At 61.9% G+C, this 17,872-nt stretch carries 14 protein-coding genes; 6 read left to right on the plus strand and 8 right to left on the minus strand.

The genetic code is table 11. The features are described from left to right. Positions 1-286: 286 nt before the first annotated feature. A complete protein-coding gene (gene glgX / locus XCSCFBP4642_RS0114755; protein ID WP_029220473.1) occupies positions 287-2,419 on the plus strand; it encodes a glycogen debranching protein GlgX in 2,133 nt (710 codons plus the stop codon). Between the two features lie 493 nt (positions 2,420-2,912). Here the strand turns inward: glgX and XCSCFBP4642_RS0114760 are convergent, their stop codons facing one another. Together XCSCFBP4642_RS0114760 and XCSCFBP4642_RS0114765 are read right to left on the minus strand one after the other, a co-directional pair. Further along, the gene (locus tag XCSCFBP4642_RS0114760) at positions 2,913-3,305 is read right to left on the minus strand and encodes an H-NS histone family protein (RefSeq protein ID WP_029220474.1); all 393 of its coding nucleotides are present in this window, start codon (positions 3,303-3,305) and stop codon (positions 2,913-2,915) included. Positions 3,306-3,393: 88 nt separating this feature from the next. Further along, the gene (locus tag XCSCFBP4642_RS0114765; protein WP_029220475.1) at positions 3,394-3,786 is read right to left on the minus strand and encodes a hypothetical protein; all 393 of its coding nucleotides are present in this window, start codon (positions 3,784-3,786) and stop codon (positions 3,394-3,396) included. A 1,435-nt stretch (positions 3,787-5,221) separates the two neighbouring features. Here XCSCFBP4642_RS0114765 and XCSCFBP4642_RS30530 point away from each other — a divergent pair. Beyond that, positions 5,222-5,590: a hypothetical protein gene (locus tag XCSCFBP4642_RS30530; RefSeq protein ID WP_029220476.1), complete on the plus strand. Its 369-nt coding sequence runs from the start codon at positions 5,222-5,224 to the stop codon at positions 5,588-5,590. 43 nt (positions 5,591-5,633) lie between these two features. On the opposite strand, the gene XCSCFBP4642_RS0114775 is transcribed toward XCSCFBP4642_RS30530, so the two are convergent. Further along, positions 5,634-7,226 (minus strand): MobA/MobL family protein, encoded by a 1,593-nt coding sequence (locus XCSCFBP4642_RS0114775; RefSeq protein WP_029220477.1) that lies wholly within the window; start codon positions 7,224-7,226, stop codon positions 5,634-5,636. A gap of 159 nt (positions 7,227-7,385) precedes the next feature. After that, positions 7,386-8,348, minus strand: coding sequence for an IS1595 family transposase (locus XCSCFBP4642_RS0114780; RefSeq protein ID WP_006448937.1), 963 nt, complete (start codon positions 8,346-8,348; stop codon positions 7,386-7,388). Positions 8,349-8,565: 217 nt separating this feature from the next. On the opposite strand from XCSCFBP4642_RS0114780, the gene XCSCFBP4642_RS27215 reads away from it, so the two are divergent. The 4 genes from XCSCFBP4642_RS27215 to XCSCFBP4642_RS30080 all read left to right on the plus strand — a co-directional run bounded on the left by XCSCFBP4642_RS27215 (position 8,566) and on the right by XCSCFBP4642_RS30080 (position 11,261). After that, on the plus strand, positions 8,566-8,892 hold the full coding sequence (locus tag XCSCFBP4642_RS27215; RefSeq protein ID WP_084624834.1) for a conjugal transfer protein TraD: 327 nt from the start codon (positions 8,566-8,568) through the stop codon (positions 8,890-8,892). A gap of 262 nt (positions 8,893-9,154) precedes the next feature. Then, positions 9,155-9,424, plus strand: a complete 270-nt coding sequence (locus tag XCSCFBP4642_RS27220) for an HNH endonuclease (RefSeq protein ID WP_223301056.1) — start codon at positions 9,155-9,157, stop codon at positions 9,422-9,424. Continuing rightward, positions 9,382-9,978: a hypothetical protein gene (locus tag XCSCFBP4642_RS0114790; protein ID WP_228325852.1), complete on the plus strand. Its 597-nt coding sequence runs from the start codon at positions 9,382-9,384 to the stop codon at positions 9,976-9,978. The genes XCSCFBP4642_RS27220 and XCSCFBP4642_RS0114790 overlap by 43 nt, the downstream gene beginning before the upstream one ends. 47 nt (positions 9,979-10,025) lie before the next feature. Further along, positions 10,026-11,261 carry an HNH endonuclease gene (locus XCSCFBP4642_RS30080; protein ID WP_033898405.1) on the plus strand — a complete coding sequence of 412 codons (1,236 nt, stop codon included), beginning with the start codon at positions 10,026-10,028 and terminating at the stop codon, positions 11,259-11,261. Positions 11,262-11,272: 11 nt separating this feature from the next. Here XCSCFBP4642_RS30080 and XCSCFBP4642_RS0114800 read toward each other — a convergent pair whose 3' ends face one another. The 4 genes from XCSCFBP4642_RS0114800 to XCSCFBP4642_RS0114815 all read right to left on the minus strand — a co-directional run bounded on the left by XCSCFBP4642_RS0114800 (position 11,273) and on the right by XCSCFBP4642_RS0114815 (position 17,525). After that, entirely contained in the window at positions 11,273-11,899 is a 627-nt protein-coding gene (locus XCSCFBP4642_RS0114800; protein WP_029220480.1) for a hypothetical protein, read from the minus strand. Between the two features lie 64 nt (positions 11,900-11,963). Continuing rightward, on the minus strand, positions 11,964-16,100 hold the full coding sequence (locus tag XCSCFBP4642_RS0114805) for a hypothetical protein (RefSeq protein ID WP_029220481.1): 4,137 nt from the start codon (positions 16,098-16,100) through the stop codon (positions 11,964-11,966). A 35-nt stretch (positions 16,101-16,135) separates the two neighbouring features. Next, the gene (locus XCSCFBP4642_RS24920) at positions 16,136-16,765 is read right to left on the minus strand and encodes a DUF1629 domain-containing protein (RefSeq protein ID WP_033899284.1); all 630 of its coding nucleotides are present in this window, start codon (positions 16,763-16,765) and stop codon (positions 16,136-16,138) included. Positions 16,766-17,045: 280 nt separating this feature from the next. Next, positions 17,046-17,525 (minus strand): JAB domain-containing protein, encoded by a 480-nt coding sequence (locus XCSCFBP4642_RS0114815; protein ID WP_029220483.1) that lies wholly within the window; start codon positions 17,523-17,525, stop codon positions 17,046-17,048. Positions 17,526-17,872 lie beyond the last annotated feature (347 nt).

Consider the following 17,872-nt stretch of genomic DNA (forward strand, 5'->3'; position numbering starts at 1 on the left):
ACCGGCGATGCTAGCAGGGCGCCCGCGCGGCGCTCAAGACACAGCGGATGCTTCGAGAACGGCAGCCGCGAGAGCAGATACGCATGCCTCGGCCGGGCAACGCAGCGTTGGCGCGTCCTGTGCCGCCGTGGTGCTGCCGCAAGCGAGCGCCACTGCCAGCGCGAACCGGCGTCGCTGCTGCATTCCCTCACGCCGCACCGGGGTTGCCGTAACGCGTTTTGCACAGATGAAACCGCGATGCTTGAGCCTCCTTAATGCCGGCATGCCGGCGCACCCGAGACTCTCCATGCGACGTCCAACAAGCGCGGCCTACGCCAACCCCTCCCGCATCCGTCAGGGGCGCCCATTCCCCCGCGGCGCCGTCTTCGATGGCAAGGGCACCAATTTCGCCCTGTTTTCCGCGCATGCCACACGTGTGGAGTTGTGCCTGTTCGACGAACAGGGCAACGAAACCCGTGTCGATCTTCCCGAGTACACCAATGAGATCTGGCACGGCTATCTGCCCGACGCCAAGCCAGGGCAGCGGTATGGCTATCGCGTGCATGGCCCCTACGCGCCGACCGAAGGTCACCGCTTCAATCACAACAAGTTGTTGCTGGACCCCTACGCACGCGAATTGGAAGGCGATCTGATCTGGGCCGACGAACTGTACGGCTACACCGTCGGCCATCCGGACGGCGACCTGAGCTTCGATGAGCGCGACAGTGCGCCCTTCATGCCCAAGTGCGTGGTGGTCGAGGACACCTACGATTGGGGCGACGATGTGCGCCTGCTCAAGCCGTGGAACGAAACCGTCGTCTACGAAACCCATGTGCGTGGTTACACCATGCGCAACCCGCAGGTCCCCGAGGCAGTGCGCGGCACCTTTGCCGGCCTGGCGCAGCCGCAGGTGCTGCAATACATCAAGGAGCTGGGAATCACTGCGGTCGAGCTGCTGCCGGTGCATGCCTACCTGGACGACCAGCATCTGCTCGACAAGGGGCTGCGCAATTACTGGGGTTACAACACGATCGGCTTCTTTGCGCTGAAGTCGCGCTATCTCTCCAGCGGCCATCGCGACGAGTTCCGCGACATGGTCAAGGCCATGCACACGCAAGGGCTGGAAGTGATTTTGGACGTAGTCTACAACCACACCGCCGAAGGCAGCGAACTTGGTCCAACCCTCTCGTTCAAGGGCATCGACAACGCCAGCTACTACCGTTTGGCCGAAGACAGGCGCTATTATATCAACGACACCGGCACCGGCAATACGCTCAACCTGAGCAACTCGCGGGTGATCCAGTTCGTCAACGACTCGCTGCGCTACTGGGCCGGCGAAATGCACGTAGATGGTTTCCGCTTCGACCTGGCGACCATCCTCGGACGCGAGCCCAGCGGTTTCGACCAGCGCGGCGGCTTCCTGGACGCCTGTAACCAGGATCCGTTGCTGTCGGAAGTCAAACTGATTGCCGAGCCGTGGGATTGTGGCCCGGGCGGCTACCAGGTCGGCCATTTCCCACCGGGCTGGTCGGAGTGGAACGACAAGTTCCGCGACAACGCGCGCGAGTTCTGGAAGGGCGAGGACGGCAAACTGGCCGAATTCGCCACGCGCTTCACCGGCTCCGCGGATCTGTTCGACCGCCGCGGCCGTCGACCGTGGGCCTCGGTCAACTTCATCACCGCACATGATGGCTTCACCCTGCGCGATCTGGTGAGCTACAACGAGAAGCACAACATCGACAACGGCGAAGACAATCGCGATGGTTCGTCCAACGACGGGTCGTGCAATTACGGCGAAGAAGGCGATACCGGCAACGCCGACATCCTGCAGATCCGCGAGCGGCAGATGAAAAACCTGCTTGCCACGCTCCTGCTCTCGCAAGGCACGCCGATGCTGCTGAGCGGCGACGAACGCGCGCAGACCCAGGGGGGCAACAACAACACGTATTGCCAGGACAACGAGATCACCTGGCTCGATTGGGAAAACGATCCCACCGACGGCCGCCTGACTGACTTCGTCAAGGCACTGACTGCGCTGCGCAAGCGTTACCCGATCCTGTCGCGTGGCCGCTTTCTCAATGGGCAATACAACGAGGAAGCGGGCGTGCGCGACCTCACCTGGCTCAACCCGGGTGGCAGCGAGATGGAGGATGCACATTGGACCGATGCAGGCGCGCGCTCGGTGGGGCTGTTGCTGGAAGGCAAGGCGCAGACCTCGGGCGTCAAGGAGTTGGCAAACGACGACACCTTGCTGATCGTCATCAACGCCTACCACGAGGGTGTGAGCTTCACCCTGCCCTCTACCGACGAGCCAGTGCACTGGAAGCTGGTGTTATCCACCGACGAAGCCCTGGAAGTGGACATGATGCCGGCCGGCGCCAGTGAATTCCTGGCACCGCCGCGTAGCGTGTCGGTCTTCGAGTGCAAGAGCGATCAGTAGCGGTTTGACTGCCCTGCTCCATCACCGCCCGCCTCAATGGCGGGCGTTTTTTTTAGAACCCGCGATCGCACTACTGATGCAAAGGGGGTGACGAGGAATGGCCATGCGGGATGCAGCGATCCGCATGCTGCACAGCAGGCGACAGCATGCTTATGACGGCCTGGAGAGACAGCGCTCGTATTTATCGCTGTTCGGGCAGCGAGCGAGGCGAGATTGGTCTGAGCGAACTCCAATCATGCGCTGCGGCCACGGTCCACTCCTGGTCAACCAAGAAGCAGTGCAGCGCAAGACCAATCCGCCAACTTCGCCCTATGCAAGCCAACTTTATCGGGGTAGGACTCTTCGATCGACTGCCTGGCGATGACGCACGCTGTGGTTACCATTGTTCACTCTTTAAAGCGATCGCCGGACGCTCGCACACACTGCCAGGGCAACGCCTCTCCCAATACCCAAGTTATGACTGCACCTGCTGCGAAAACCTGAAGGTGCAACCTCACCCCGGATAAAGCGGAAAACGCTTGTCCGGATGCTTGGACTTCCATTCCTTATAGGAACTGGTGCCTTCCCAGGCCTTGAATGCACGCGGCGTGCGGCCACGCCCGGACCAGGTCTCGCCGGAATGGGGAAGCCAGTACTTGGCCACCACCTCGCCGGTGGACGACAGCGGCCCCTTGGTCTTGCCGGTCATGGCAAGCGAGGCGATCTGGGACTTCTGCTTTGCGTTGAATCGGGTGCCGAACTGGGTCAGTGCCTCGACGATCTGGTCGAACGCTTCCAGGGTCTGGGCGTATTTGAGCTGCGCTTCTTCCTGCTCAAGCTTGCGCAACTCTTCCAGCAGTTGGGCCTTGGCGGCGGCAGAGGGTGAGGCTGGCGGAACCTGGCGCATTGACGAAACTAAGGTTGGGCGGGTCAACGAGTATTGCCGCTACGCCATCCAGCGTAAAGCGCCCGGCCAGATTCGGGTCTGCTGGCGCTCAGCGATGGCGTAGCAAGGCGTGTTCGCGGGCCATGGTCAGCACCGGACCGATGCGCCCGGCCCGGATCAGCTCGCTGCAGTGCTTGCCCACGAATTCCACCCGGGGGGCGGTGAACCACTGCACCACCCGGTCCAGCTGACCGGCGTTGATCGACCAGGCATGGCACACCGCCTCGCCCAGCTCCTCCACCCCGATCAGCCCGATCTGGCGGATCTGCTCGGCATCCAGCTTGAACATTTCGAGCACCCTGCCGGCGTTGTCCGGGGTGCCGCAAACGCGAGCCTGCTCGGCCGACCCGGCGCGATACGCTATCGAGGCGGCGCGGGCCGACTCGGCGCGACGCATTCCCTTGATCAGCGCACCAACCAGCTGTGAATGAGTAGTCGTCATGGTGCCCGCTCGGTGATGCGGGAACTATGGCGCTCATCCAGGCCACGCTCAATCAGGAGGTTCCTGACTGCCGGGAAGGAAATGACGAAGCGTCGCTACGTATTTCCGCGACACACGCCGACTGCAATCGATGTCATTGGCATTCTGCAACGATACATACGGGCCTACATGCATTCCGGGCTCAGGAAAGACTGCACGGGCTCAAACACACATGTCGAACGCAGCCTGTAGCGACGCGCAGCGGATCACTGCGTGCCCACCGACACTTGGCTGCAACCACGATGTCTGCAGCCTGCCTGCGCTCATGGGCGAACTCCACTGATCGACAACTCAATGCTGCAGATCCGCAAAGCTGAAGCCAAGCAGCGCGCATAGCTGCAAGCACCGTCAGCGCGCCAACGACTGCTACGCCTCTTTCAATGTACGCGCATATGACGCACGTTCGACTGCACCAATGAAGCCTTGCTGGCGCACGAGCCTGGGAACTTCAGTGGCCACCGCCCCAAGATGCGCAGTCAGCTTTTTCGCCCTCGCCGGTGCAATCGCGCCACACTTGCGCGCATCCGCAGCAGCGCCCTGCGGAGTCTCGACGCGCTCGGCGAAATACAGTTGCTGCGCCCGATTGACGCGCCAATGATCATCCGCAGGCCCGGCCTCCAGGCCCCTGCCGCACACCGACGCAATGAATGCTGATCGGTGCCCCGCTGTCCATCCAGGGCCTGCGCGCGTTTGCCGTCCAGCAACGAGGGGGCCACCTCGACTGCGCACCCTGTCACGTGCCACAGTTCCTGCAAACGCTCGTCGAGCCGCTGCGCCGTTGGTGCCGCAGAGTCGCGTGCTTCGTCGATCAGGTTCTGCGAGGACATCCACGCGTCGATGAGGCGTTGCGATCAGCACCTGCACATCAAGCATCGCTCAGGCACACAACTTCAGTGCACACGCGGCACGCAACGCAGGACGACGTAGCAGGATGCATCCAGCCGATCAATCACCAAAGCCATTGCGGCCTATGGAGCGGGCGATGGGAACAGAATCCAACCATGCCAGCCAATTGATTTTCCTAGCTTATCCCGGAGTGGGGTGATCCAAAAATGATACCTTTTGTGATACCCCGCGTGAGCCCGGATCATAGCCAAGCGAACGGTAGCGCTTCAAGGCCCGGTGCCTGCAAACCTTGGAATGCTTGGGGCCGGATAGGCCCCTGATCAGGTGGCAACAGTCCGCCCACCTGTCCCAGTCGTGCTCCCAGCAGCATGCGCAAGGTCAACACTTTTTCTCACTCCTCGAAGACGAAGAGGTTGCCCTTTGTCCGAAAAGGCATACGTGGAATGAAACTTTTCACCGCATTCAAATTTGTGAAATAGGACCGCAAGCGAGCTCTTGCGCAAAAATGATCAACTGGTTGGATGGGTGCTTACCCCACACAGGAGCACCCATGCATCACCAAACGCAGATCCAGGTCGCCAGTCGCTTGCTCGGCCATCTCCTACAGCAGCGCACAACCCGCCTTCCCCCTCACGAAGTAGAGGACATCCAATACGCACTCGATTTGGCTGCCGAGCTGCTGAGGCTCGGCGGACCAGGGCCAGCCGGTCAAGCACAGACATCGACCATGGCTCCATCCCAGCCCATCCTCGTCAAACGATCCGTGGTTGATCGCAACGTTGTGCCGACCATGCCCGCTTCAATCGAGGAGTGGCGAGAGGCGCGCAAGAAGAAGAACAAGGACAACGTCCCCCGCCCCAAGGAGCCTTCTGGGATTGAATGCATAGACCTGCGTCCTCGCCCTCGTCCCCGGCACTAAGGCTAAGAAGAAAGCCCCGCACTTGCGGGGCTTTTGACATCCATCAGGGGCGTGGTCGATGGCGTGTTGGTTGCGGTGCTGGCATCGGCATCGGGGAGGGCTTGGGTGCAGCAGAAGCGGCCTTGACCGACTCAACAGGCTGGCTCGCGATGGCGAGCTCAGGACTCGCAAGAACCTCAGCGCTCCACTGCTCTACCTCAGCTGCGCGGATCTCAATCTCGTTCTCGTAGTCGTTCCAATGCTGCTCAGAGACCGCAGCCCGGGCTGTCGCCAGTTCAGCCGTGCGCTTTTCCAGAACGGCCAACCGCCGCCCTCGCCGCTTTTCCCATTCTTGAGCGGCCCACTCGCCATCGGGACGGGGATGGTCGCCGCTGAACTGTTCCCACGCCTGCTCAGCCAAGTGGAAGAGACGCTGGGCACGCCCCAAGGCGTTGGTCCGCTGGGCAAACTTCAGCACGCTCCGCTTCAGACGGCCCAGGCCTTCCACCATGCCGTTGAGCCACCTGCGCAAATCGACACTGTCGACAAGGGCAGCTGCACGCGCGGTCCACTGCTCCACCACGCGCTGCGTAGCGGTCAACGCCAGGTCTGGCCGGGTCGAGAGGATGTCCGCTAGATCTCGAGCCGCCTCGGTGACCAGCTCACTGATGGGGCGCAGGGGTCGCATCCCTGCATCTTCCGCAGGCCGACCCAGGGCGTCCGAGAGGCGCATACCGCGGAGTCCACGGATTTCCAACCCGGGCACAGCGGTCTGAAGGTCGTTCGTGGCATCAACCCGGCGTCGACGGTCGCGCCGCGCCTGGTCGTGGCTATGGCCGGTAGGGTTCGGAGTTGCCCTACCCTCTTGCTTGGCTTGAGCGAGCAACCGCTCGAAGGCCTCCTCGTTTTCTCCAACGATGCGCGCGTTCTCTGCAGCACGGTCGGTCATGACGCCTTTGCGCGCCAATGCCGTGGCTGTCTTGCCCATGTGTTTCGTGGGCTGCCGGGACAAGACCATCGCCTCGGCCCAGTCGCCGCGAGCCAGGGCTTCTTCGGCCTGGACTTCCAAGCGACGGTGGTCGACCCGCGCATCAATTCCCGCAGCGGCCAAATGCTCGTTGATCGTGGAAGCCATGGTCTGGCGGATCCACTCGATCTCAATCTTCCCCGACGCTCCGCCGTCCAACTCCCTCGTTTTCTCGGTAAAGCCTTCGGGGGCCAGCCTGCGCGTAGTGGCCAGCAGGTGCACGTGATGGTTGAGCCCATCGCGGGAGCCCGGCGAGTGGATGCTGGCCTGCAAAGCAAAACCGTAGCGGGCGACTAAGGCTTGCCCGATGGCCACCGCGAGCTCGGACCGTTGCTCGTCATTGAGTTCGTGCGGCAAGGCGACTTCGAACTCGCGGGCCACCACCGAGTTCTTTCGGTTCTCCGCCGCCTCGGCTTTCGGCCAGAGCTCCCCAGGGATCAACGCCCAGTCGGGCGCGTCCTGGGGAACCAGGCAGGTGGTCTCCACGACGCCGCCCCGACGGCGGTAATCGTGACGCTGACCGGTGAGGTGGTCGATGAGAAGCAGCCCGGCCCGGTAGGCGGCTGCGGCAACAGCGGAATCGCCACGGGAACGACTAAAGACTTTGACGCGAGAGTGGTAGATGGCCATGCACAGCTCCAGATGAGGTTGCTCTCTTTATGCCGTGGCTTTTGATTTGCGCAAGCGCGGAGCGCTTGGGGGTCCGGGGGCGTAGCACCTGGCGCGCGCTATGTCGAAGACATTGCATCAGTGCGCTCTTGCTTCTTTCTTCCTGATTAGCCCCGACTCTCAGCCATGAAAATTGCTCGCTGCACGTAAAACCGGCTCTGGGCATGGTGTGGATTGCATCATGGCCGTGGCAAGTCGTGGCAGCATCTCGCGCAAGCGGAATCGACGATTAAAACGATAGGCCGCTTCTCCCAGGTAACGCCTTGCGTATTTGCCTTGCGCGATGGCGTGATACACGCCACTGATGGCGCGTTTGAGATTGCCCAGCACCACGTTGAGCCAACGTGCACCGGCCGTTTCGGTCGCGGCACGACCACCGCCAGTGTCCAGCGTGGTGTGCGCGTGGCCGGCGTCTTCTAGCCGGCGGAAGCAGGCCAGCCCATCGGTGTAGACCTCGCATTCGGGCGCCAAGCGACGGGCAATCCAGTCCTGCAGCGAGGTGTTGTCGAAGCTGCGCACCGGCTCGATCACCACAAAGCGCGGCGCGGTGAAGGTGGCATCGGTCTGCACCGCAATCAGGAACGCTTGTTTGTTCTCCGATCCGCGTCCGGCCTTGCCACCGTTACGCTCGCCGCCGAGATAGGCATCGTCGATCTGCACGAAACCCGCCAGTTTCCGCATGGATTCGCGCTCGGCCATAACCTGCATGATCTTGTGTTTCATCCGCCAGGCCGTCTTGTAGTTGACGCCCAGATGCCGCATCAACTCCAGCGCGGCCATGTTGGTTTTGGTCGAGGTCAGCAGGTGCAACGCCAGCATCCAGGTGCGCAGCGGCAGCTTGGTGCCTTCGAACATCGTGCCTGCAATCAGGCTGGTCTGATGCCGGCACGCGCTGCATTGGTAGTAGATCGCAGCACCCCGCTTGAAACGCGAGCGCACGCGTCCGGCACAAACAGGGCAACGAAAGCCTTGCGGCCAGCGCCACTTGTAAAGCGCGCGATAGCACTTGGCTTCGGTGCCGTAGGACGCGAAGAACTCAGGCATCGACAATCCCGCTTGGAACTGCACGGCATTGATACTCATCACGCCACCTCGTTGGCTTCAGGTGACAGCAGCATCCACCCAGCGCGGCGCAGATCCTGCGACAGGCGGCTGATGGTCAGGGCTAATCAGGTCTTTCTTTGAAGCCCTGTTTTTTCAAGCTTTTCGATTTTCGATGCGGATGAAATTCGAGACCACCTTGATGCTTGACGCGAGCCGTTTTCCTGCTTGACTCATTTCCACAATGCAGGAGAAACCTATGACCACCACCCATCACTATCACAACCAAATTCAGCGTGCGACGGAACGACTGGCTCAGCGTCAAGCGCGCGAGCTTTTAGCGCACCAGCGCCAAGCGGCGAAGGCCAAGGAAACGCAGCGCCGCGAAGAGACCAAGCGGCGCACGCGAGTAGCAGAACTCGTTTTCCTTGCAGGAGCAGAATCGCTGGAGGATGCCGAATTGGTGGGCGCGCTTTTGGCGCACGTGGGAAATCGGACCGACGCGGCAATCCGTAACCAAGCGAGCTCACTCGGCGCGTTGCGAATGGCAATCACGAACACTGAAGAAGGCCACAGCACGCATTGATCCTGGTCGCCCGCCCAGCCCATCGCGCGTCGAAGGGTTGCAGCCCCACCGATGGTCGGTTACAACGTGTCTGCCAGTGGGGGCATCCCCCGGTGTTGTGCCCGCATAGCCGCTAGGCTCCGGGTGCCCGAGGTTCTCCACTAGGAGGCACGGGAATCTTCTTTTGATTCCGGAGCCTACTATGAGCAACAAGCGCCTCAAATCTCTTCGCATCCGTGCCTTTCATGCCCAGTCGGGTAGCTGTTTCTATTGCGACCTCCCGATGTGGCTCGCCTCGCCAGACGAACTGGGCTTGCGCCCCCGCTCGGCGCGTCCCTACCAGTGCACGGCCGAACACCTGATTGCTCAACAAGACGGCGGCTTGGATGTGCCCGAAAACGTGGTGGCCGCGCACACACGCTGCAATCAAGGACGCCACAAGCGGCAAGGGCCTGCTCCATCTCCTGACGTGTTCAAGCAGCTGGTTCAAAAGCGACTTGCAATGGGAAGATGGTGGCCCGCGCCTCCAACTGGAACTCACATCGGATGTTGATCCGTCGCCTGCTTCCCAGTGCCGTATTGCTGCTGACTGCCTGCTCCCAATCCTCTCCGCCGCAAGCTGAGCCATCCCCGCCCACGAAAAGCCCATCGGAGCAGCCGGCCGAACGTCCCGTGGTCACGCCCTTCCAAAAAGAGGTCGCGCGCAGCAAGGCAGTGCTCTCATGCAAGTCCACCAAGATCACGCCAGAAAGCTCAGGCTGGGGGGCCCTGTTTGGCTGTATCGGCGGCGAAGCCGAGACAGTCAAATTCTTTATCAACGAAGAGCAGGGAACCGGCAGGGTCTCCACCACGAAGTTCCTATGGAATGACTGGTTTAAGGATCGCGGCTATGGTCTCCACGCAGACGCCAAAGACGCAGACAAGATGCTCCACGACCTGGTCAAGCTATATCCCAGCGACCACGACAAGGTCTTGCTCAAGGCGTTCAAGGGCAAGAAGAACCTTACCTTGGAGAGCAATGGCTACCGCTTCGAATACACGTTCGACCGAGGGCCAGCCATTGACGAACGCATGATTGTGGTTACGCCGATTGGCTCGACACCATAACGCCACGCCTGAACACCGATTGCCAAGGACACTGACACCCCATGCGAATGAGCGATGCCTTTCGCCGATATGGCGTTGAGATCAAGGACCCGCAGTTCAACTCGTCCGCCCTGTCTGAGAATCCGCGCCAAGTCATTTTGAGCCTGTGGTCACACAACTTCTCTCCCGACATGTCCCGCTACGCGATGGAGACCGCCCATTGGAAGGGCAGTGGCAAGCACACTTTTCGCGCTCATCTCGAACAAGCCTGGGCGGAAAGCTTGCCAATCCGAGTCGTGGTGGCCACCTCCGACAACCCGGCAAAAGTTAGGGCTGGCAATGCCGCACGCGCCTCCAACGACTTCGAGCCGGACTTCAGCCTGGTCGGGCAGGTCGTATCGCTAGCGGCCAATTCTTTTGAACTTGCGTTTGAGCGCGCTGGCGAGATCCCTGAAAGAGAGATGGTCCTGCGCGACCGGGCTATCGTGAAATACTGGCACGTGGCCGAAGCCGTGCAAGCACTGGCCAAGCCCTCCTCCACCGCAGAGATTCGAGAGTGGCTCAAAGGACGCTACCCAGGCGAGGACCACTCAGACTTGGGAGCCAACCTTTCATTTTTGACGGTCAACGACACTAATCGGCGGCATTACGACAAGACGCGGAAGGATTGGCGCTCAAACTCCAATCGTCCCCGTGATCTCCTTTTCCGGCGAGGCAAATCGCAACGCGTGACGTATGAGCCCTTTCGACCAAGCATCCATGGCCACTGGACCCTACAGCCGAACGAAGGCGGCATTTGGGAAGCTGTGCAGTTACCCGCCACCCCACAATCGAAAGCCGAGGCCGAAGGGCAGGACGCGGCATTTGCGCATCTGCCTCCATTGGATTCAGACCATGACGCACGTGTCTGGACCATGCGTGCAGTAGCTCAGCGCCGCGGTCAATCTTTTTTCCGGAACCAATTGCTGGACGCGTATGGCGGCCGTTGTGCCATCACAGGCTGTTCGGCGAAGGAGGTCTTGGAGGCGGCGCATATATTGCCTTACCGAGGAGACCACACCGACCGGGTGGACAACGGCTTGTTGCTCCGCGCCGACCTCCATACCCTTTTCGACTGCCTGCTGCTCTGGATCACCCCAGAGAACAAGGTCGCGTTGGCTCCGTCGTTGCTTACCACTGACTACCTTGCTCTCAGAGGCCAGACCGTGCGTCAGCCGGAGTCGAGGAAGAACCGCCCCAATCCCGACCATCTGAGCGAACACGCCCGGCGTTGTCAGGAGCTCGACGGTGCACCAGGCCCATAGGTCGACGAGCATCAGCGCGCGTCTGAGGCGCTGCGCAGGCTAACGGCACGGTATTGCTTCTGACTGCCGAAACGTGGGCCGTTCTTTTCGAGCGTGGCGCAGATCCTCCCCTCGCCACAAGGTGCTAGGTCAGCGCGTGCAACCCGCTCCCAGTAGTCGATTGAGGTGCGGAGCTGCACCAGCTCGCTGCGCTTCTCGTTGATGATGCCCACCGAGTAAGCCACCGCCCCCAGTCCTAAGACGCCCGCCAAGAGCATCGTGGCCGATGCTATCCACATGCGCCGAGTGCTCCGCGTTTCCAGGGACTGCTGGACCTGCGCGTAACGCCGAGTGGCTTGCTGCAACGTCTCGTCCGCATGGGCCATCTCTTTGTTGAACCGCTTGGCGGCCGGTTCCAGCGTCTGCGTCAACGCTTGATTGGTCAGCTGCGTCAGCCTCGGCAGTGCGTTTTCTAAGACTCGATTGACCTTGGCATCGGCGTTGCTGGCCGCGTGTTGGACTACCTGAAGTTGCTCGGCAACCACCTCGCGCAGCCGTTGTTCACGCTGCTGCATGGATGCAACCAGCGTCGTCAGCACTTTGACCGTTTCGTGCAGCGAGGCGTTCGACGCGTTCAACGTTGCCATCATTTCCGCCATTGCGGCGGCGTCTTGCCTGTCCATGAGGTTTCCTGAGCTCGGCTGGTCACGGAAGCGATTTTGACTAACCGCCGCCCCCTCCACCACCACCGCCTCCTCCCCCTCCCCCTCCCCCTCCCCCGCCGCCGCCGTCTCCACCTCCACCGCCGTCCCCTTGGGGACCGCTCTGCATCGGCCCCTTGGCAAACTCCGGCAAGGTCATCACCATCACCGGCCCGCGGCTGGTGTTGATCTCCGCTGAGACATCCATCCCCAGCGCCTGGCGTGTGGCGGCGAGCTCCTGGGCCTCCTGCTGGGCCTGCGCCTCAAGGAACTCGTTGCCTCTTTTGATGAGCGCCTGCGTTGCTGCGCTGTTGGCGACCCGGTTCAGCGCTTGCTCGATCGCCAGTTCGTTCTTGCTGTCGAGCGCGTAGAGCACTTCGTCCACGTCAGGGTCGCCCGTGATCGATTTGCGCTCAGCTTTCGACGCGTCATTTGGCGCATTCCCTTCCCCTGGACCGGCAAAGCGCTGAACTGGAGATGGGAAGGCATCGGCTTGCTCAGCCGCTTCACTAGGCGAGCGGCCACTTGGTTGGTGCGCGCTGAGTGCATCCATGCTTCCACCCTCCTGGTCTAGCGCCCTCTTTTGAGCGAAGGGATAAGGTTCTCCGCGCTCGCGATACTCCCTCCATTCCTGGTGGAAGCGTTCGTCTTCCCGATCCGCCGCCTCAATTTCCTGTTGCAGCTGGCGCAGCGCGCGCATGGTCTCTTCCAGGAACAGAGCACCGCCCGGGTCTGCGGCGCTGCGATCCTGTGCAGGGGTTGATTGCGTTTGTCGGTTTTCTGCGTCAGCAGACCCGATGGGCAGGCGAGTGTTGGCACTGCTTGCCAATGACTGTTCACTCGTTTGCGCAAAGTGTGCTGCTGGCGGCACAGCCGCGCCACGCTCAGTGGGCGAGCCATCGGAGGGATGGGCCTGCTCGGCCTTGGTTTCCTGCTCTGGATTTGTGAGCGCCGCGGCCTGCGATGCAATCAACGGGTCTGCTGACGCAGGCGTCGTTGGGGCCATGACACGAACCGGCGCCGCCTCCTGCTCACGTGCCATGTCTTGCTGGCGGACCGACGCTTGCTCCATCTCCATCGGCTGCGTTTGCACGTGGCGAGACAGCGCCGGGGATACCGCATCGGCCTGCACGCTTTGCACAGGTTGGTCGCCGGATTCCCGGCCCCCAGAGGGAGGCACTTGGAGGTGCGCAGCATCGCGACTCTCCAACGCCTGCCTTTCCAGCGCGCGTGCCGCTTCTTGTGCTTGATGCGGTTGCGCGTCGCCTGGACCAAGCGGTTGCGACCGTGGGTCGGGCGTAGTGTGAGCCGCGCGTTCGCCTACCTGTTGGTTATGCCCCTCTAGCTGCTGGTGGGCATCTGCCTGCTGCAACTCGGGCTGCGGCGTTTGTTGAGCCAGCGCCGCATCCGGAGCGTGCGGCTGAGGATCGGCTTGTTGCGAGGCGTGCTGGCCGGGGTCTTGCTGCTGCGCTTGCTGAGCCTGGCGTTGCTGGACCTCAACCTGCATGGCTTCTTGAGCCTGGCGGACTTGTTGCTCCCGCTGCTGGTTGTCCTGGGCCTGGCGCTCCTGCGCCTGACGTTCCTGGACGTCCCTTTCCTCACGCTCCTGTAGCTCGCGTTGCTGGCTGGTCTGTGCCTGCCGCTCCTGTAGCTGGCGCTCTTCTAGCTCACGCTGCTGCTCTGTTTGTCGCTGACCTTCCAACACCGCGTGGGCCTGGACCGCCCGTTCGCTTTGCGACCTCTCTTCGAGCTGAGGCTGTGCCTGCTGAAGGTGCTCGCGCACCTGCGCNTGCTCTGTTTGTCGCTGACCTTCCAACACCGCGTGGGCCTGGACCGCCCGTTCGCTTTGCGACCTCTCTTCGAGCTGAGGCTGTGCCTGCTGAAGGTGCTCGCGCACCTGCGCAGCGTGCTGCTCTTGCGCAACACGATCTTGCTGTTCGCGTTCTTGCCGCGCCTGCGCCGCGACAGAGGCTTGCATGCGGGCCTGGATATCCAGCACTTGCTGCGGATTGGACGACTCGGAGGCCGAGGTGTCCGCGTCTGCCGTTCCCTCAGGCACGCGCCCTAGGCTTGGTGACTCTAGTCGATTGCCTTGCGCCTCGCTCAACGCCTGCCGGATGTCTTCGCTGCTGGTGACGGCCACCAAGCGAGTCACCCCATCGCTGCCACGCTGAAGGTGCGCGATGGGGCTGTCATACCCGTATTGCCCCAACTCGTTGCGTTGTAGCTGTTGCATGGTCGGCCCGGTGATGCCATTGGCGTCCCTAGTCCGCTGTGCGGCCAGCGCCACTGCCTGCTGGGTCTGCGGGTTGACGTTCAAATCGACGCCTGCGGCCCGGTAACGGTGCAGCAGCTCGTTCTGCTCCATCTGCGCCGCCGTGGGCGCGGGAAGCGCCTGGAGCGCTGCCAGGGTCTCCTGGGCACGCTCTAATGACGGCTGGCGCACCTGGCTCGTCAGCTCCAGTTCGACCGCCAAGTTGCCAGTGGCCACCCCGTCCCTGCCGGCCCACTGCCCAGCCTCGTTCCGCTGGTAGACCTGCCCGTCGTGTCCCAGCACGAGACCTTGCTTGGCGAGGGTGCTTTCCGCGGCTGCCGGCACCTCCACTCCATAGGCCTGGGCGCGCTGGGCAGCATGGTTTTCCAAGTAGGCGGCCGCGATGGCTTCGCGCCCGGTGGCAATGTTGCTTTCGATGCGGCCAAGGGCTTCCTGGTTGAGCTGCTGCGCGCGCTCCGGGGAGGCGGTCTGATGCTCGTAGCTGCCCCGGTCGTTGGCACCGGACACGGCGGTTTTGACTTGGCGCTCCCATGCCTGGCTCTCGGGATTGCGGTGCCAGTTCTGGTTGTCCAACCCGACTTGGTCGCTGGCCCGTGCAGGGAGGTTAAACGGGTCCTGGGGCGGCGGGGCTTTGCCCAGCGCCAACTCCACTGCCTTGGCGTTGGCAAGCGCGCCCAGTTCCTGCGATTTCTCGTAGCTGGCCACCACGGGCTGCTCGCCGCTCGTGCGCCGGCCATCCCGAGCGAGGTCGATGGCCGCTTCGCGCTGCCAATTGCGACCGTTGAACTGCCACTCCACGCCCGCTTTGTCGATCTGGTGGTAGATGGCGCGGTTGTCCAGCAGATCGGCACCTTTGTCGAACGCTTTGCTCATCAGCAGTGCGTCACCGACCACCAATGCCGCGGGCACGAAGCCGCTTCCGCTCAGCGCTGCTGCCGTGGATGCACCTCCAGCCCAGCCGCCGACGTTACGGGCCAAGGCATGGGTGACCTCAGATTGTGCGGCGGTGACGTTGCCTTGTTCCAGCAGCTCGGCCGAACGGCGAGCAGTCAGCACCGCATCTGCGCCAGTCGCCAGCAAGCCGCCCGAACGCACCAAGGTGCTGGCCGATGCTTCGCCCAGCAGCAGTTCCATGGATACGCCACCGCGCTGGCCTCGTGGCACGCGCAGGTTGTGTGCGGCCTCCGGACCCAGCACCTGCTCGACCTTGAGGATGCCCTGCTCGGAAAAGACCACGCGCCCATCGTGGTGAGCATTTGCGACGGCGAGCGACAATCCGCTGCGCTGAAGCTCGATGTCCCCGCCTCGAATGATGGCGGTGTTACTGACCTGTATCTGGCTGAGCGTGGTGACGATGCGCGACTCGGAATGCGCAACAGCTCCCCATCCGTGGTCCACCCCCGTGAAACCCTTCAAAGCCCCGACTTGCTGGGCGTGGGCTTGGTAGTAAGCAGGGATATCACGAAAGAACTGGCGAACTCTCTGGTTGGTTTGGACCGGAAGTTCACCCACTGGCGTGTTGGTGTTTAAGTCATTGTTGATCAGTCCGACCTTGACTGTATCGCGCAGTTGCTCAACGCGCTTAATGACCCGATCCATCGCCGCCGTGTCACCCTCCAGAGCCGCCTGACCATCCCGCGTCGCTTGAATGCGATTCAACCGTTCAAGCATGCCCTTTTGGTATTCCGCTAAAGGGCCGCCGCTATGCGGCGTGACCCCAAGCGCGTCAGCCAGTTGAGGACTAGCCGGCAGAAATAAGCGGTTCTCAGGGGCATGGATATGAAACTTCCCGACCTCTTGCAACCTCGCCAACAGCTCGCTGTTCTTCAGCGTCTGCTGTTCGATGTTGTGATGGTCTTGGAATAGCGTCCGATAGTTCGCCATGGATCAGGCTCCTTCCTTGCTGCCCGTGTTAGCAATCAGCAGTTCACAACGTCGTAAAACCAAAGCCCATTGGACTTGCTGGGCGTGACAATGCCCGCCGCCTCAACGGCCTCCTTGAACGCTCTATCGCAGAAGACGCCGCCATGGAAAGACAACCTGAAAACATGTGCAGAACCCAGCACATCTCGCCGGAAGGCCAGCCGGATATCGCCGGTGAGGTCGTAGTATTTTCCCGCTTCGAAGTCGTCACTGATCTCGATGTTGAGCTCAGAAGCCTCTTCGTCCAACGCGTCCAATGTGCGGACGACATCGCAGAGGAAGACGGTCGGACCTTTGGACCCATCGGCCAAACGATAGTCAGCGTCAGCGAAGGCGAATGCTTCCGCATCTACTGACTCCATCACACGACGCAGCCGTTCGGAAACTAACCAATATCCGCTAAAGCCCCCCTCTAGGTCTTCAGGCAACACACCTTCTCTCGGGTGGTAAACAAGGCGCGGGGTTTCGCGCAACGGCGGGAAACCGCCCTTCTTTGGCTTTACGATCAGGCGCGGGGGTGTTCGCAGAACCTTCTCGTTTTCAAAGACCACCCCATGCCCTTTTCCTCCACGCCGAGCGTCTGGCTGCACTTGGAAGAATTCCCCTCTCTTGGGCTCATTGCTCATTGTCGTATTCCTACGTTGCGCCCCGTCAAGAGACTCTAATTCTTCAAGTTCTTCTACGACCGTAAAGTCGCTCACAAGCCAACCAAAGGCGTCACTGAGGGCGTTGGCGATACCGTCTTCGCTATCGCATTCAACAGTGGCTTCGGCCGGCAACGCGGGACGCTTGCCATCGGTCCCCCACACAATCCCGCGCACGTGAAACGCCTTCATTTCCTGCTCCCTGGAAGTGCATCTGCCTTGGCAGTCTAGCGTCGGTAGGCTGCCAAGGTGAAGGGGCGGGCTATGCCCACCCCCTGGCCGCCAGGCTGGTGTGCTGACGCCCGCCGATGACCAAGTGGTCGAGGACTCGGATATCGAGCAGCGCCAGCGCCTGCTTCAGGCGTTCGGTGACCTTGCGGTCTGCTTCGCTGGGCTCCGGGTTCCCGCTCGGGTGGTTGTGGAAGAGGATGACGGCGACGGCGTTGAGCTCCAGGGCGCGCTTGGCGACGACTCGGCCGTGGACTTCGCAGGCGTCGGTGGTGCCGGTGAAGAGGTGCTCGGTGGCCAGGATGTGATGCTTGGTGTCGAGGAAGACGACACCGAAAATTTCATGACTCAGGTGAGCGCAGCGGGCAATCAGATAATCGCCAGCCTGGTCGGGGCTGTGGATGCGGCCTTGGCGTTGAAGGCGTTGTTCCAAGATGGTCGCGGCAGCGAGCAAGATGCCTTCCTCGTCCATCTGGAGTTGGTATTGGGCCTTCAGGTCTTGGGTGCGCTTCATCGGTTTGTCTCCACCAGCGCGTTGTGCGCCTCGTGGGAACCGACAGGCGAAGCGTCCGGCCCGACCGCACCCGGGAGTGAGCACCGCGTAGCGAAGGGCCGCAACAGAGCGCCAGCGTCGAGGAGGAGGCCTGCCCTTGCGGATAGGGGCAGCGAAGCTAAGGTCCCTTTAAGAGGCCCAGCGTTGGTGGAGAGCGATGATGTGCGACTCCCATGCCGGCGATCGAAGAGCCAAGGGAACTCCTGATTAGCCCTGACCATCAGCCGCCTGTCGCAGGATCTGCGCCGCGCTGGGTGGATGCTGCTGTCACCTGAAGCCAACGAGGTGGCGTGATGAGTATCAATGCC

Source organism: Xanthomonas cassavae CFBP 4642 (genome assembly GCF_000454545.1).
Classification (GTDB): domain Bacteria; phylum Pseudomonadota; class Gammaproteobacteria; order Xanthomonadales; family Xanthomonadaceae; genus Xanthomonas; species Xanthomonas cassavae.

Excerpts from the sequence above, each read along its gene's own strand:
- glgX (WP_029220473.1), top strand. The coding sequence starts at position 287 with ATGCGACGTCCAACAAGCGCGGCCTACGCCAACCCCTCCCGCATCCGT.
- XCSCFBP4642_RS0114760 (WP_029220474.1), bottom strand. The coding sequence starts at position 3,305 with ATGCGCCAGGTTCCGCCAGCCTCACCCTCTGCCGCCGCCAAGGCCCAA.
- XCSCFBP4642_RS0114765 (WP_029220475.1), bottom strand. The coding sequence starts at position 3,786 with ATGACGACTACTCATTCACAGCTGGTTGGTGCGCTGATCAAGGGAATG.
- XCSCFBP4642_RS30530 (WP_029220476.1), top strand. The coding sequence starts at position 5,222 with ATGCATCACCAAACGCAGATCCAGGTCGCCAGTCGCTTGCTCGGCCAT.
- XCSCFBP4642_RS0114775 (WP_029220477.1), bottom strand. The coding sequence starts at position 7,226 with ATGGCCATCTACCACTCTCGCGTCAAAGTCTTTAGTCGTTCCCGTGGC.
- XCSCFBP4642_RS0114780 (WP_006448937.1), bottom strand. The coding sequence starts at position 8,348 with ATGAGTATCAATGCCGTGCAGTTCCAAGCGGGATTGTCGATGCCTGAG.
- XCSCFBP4642_RS27215 (WP_084624834.1), top strand. The coding sequence starts at position 8,566 with ATGACCACCACCCATCACTATCACAACCAAATTCAGCGTGCGACGGAA.
- XCSCFBP4642_RS27220 (WP_223301056.1), top strand. The coding sequence starts at position 9,155 with ATGTGGCTCGCCTCGCCAGACGAACTGGGCTTGCGCCCCCGCTCGGCG.
- XCSCFBP4642_RS0114790 (WP_228325852.1), top strand. The coding sequence starts at position 9,382 with ATGGTGGCCCGCGCCTCCAACTGGAACTCACATCGGATGTTGATCCGT.
- XCSCFBP4642_RS30080 (WP_033898405.1), top strand. The coding sequence starts at position 10,026 with ATGAGCGATGCCTTTCGCCGATATGGCGTTGAGATCAAGGACCCGCAG.
- XCSCFBP4642_RS0114800 (WP_029220480.1), bottom strand. The coding sequence starts at position 11,899 with ATGGCGGAAATGATGGCAACGTTGAACGCGTCGAACGCCTCGCTGCAC.
- XCSCFBP4642_RS24920 (WP_033899284.1), bottom strand. The coding sequence starts at position 16,765 with ATGAGCAATGAGCCCAAGAGAGGGGAATTCTTCCAAGTGCAGCCAGAC.
- XCSCFBP4642_RS0114815 (WP_029220483.1), bottom strand. The coding sequence starts at position 17,525 with ATGAAGCGCACCCAAGACCTGAAGGCCCAATACCAACTCCAGATGGAC.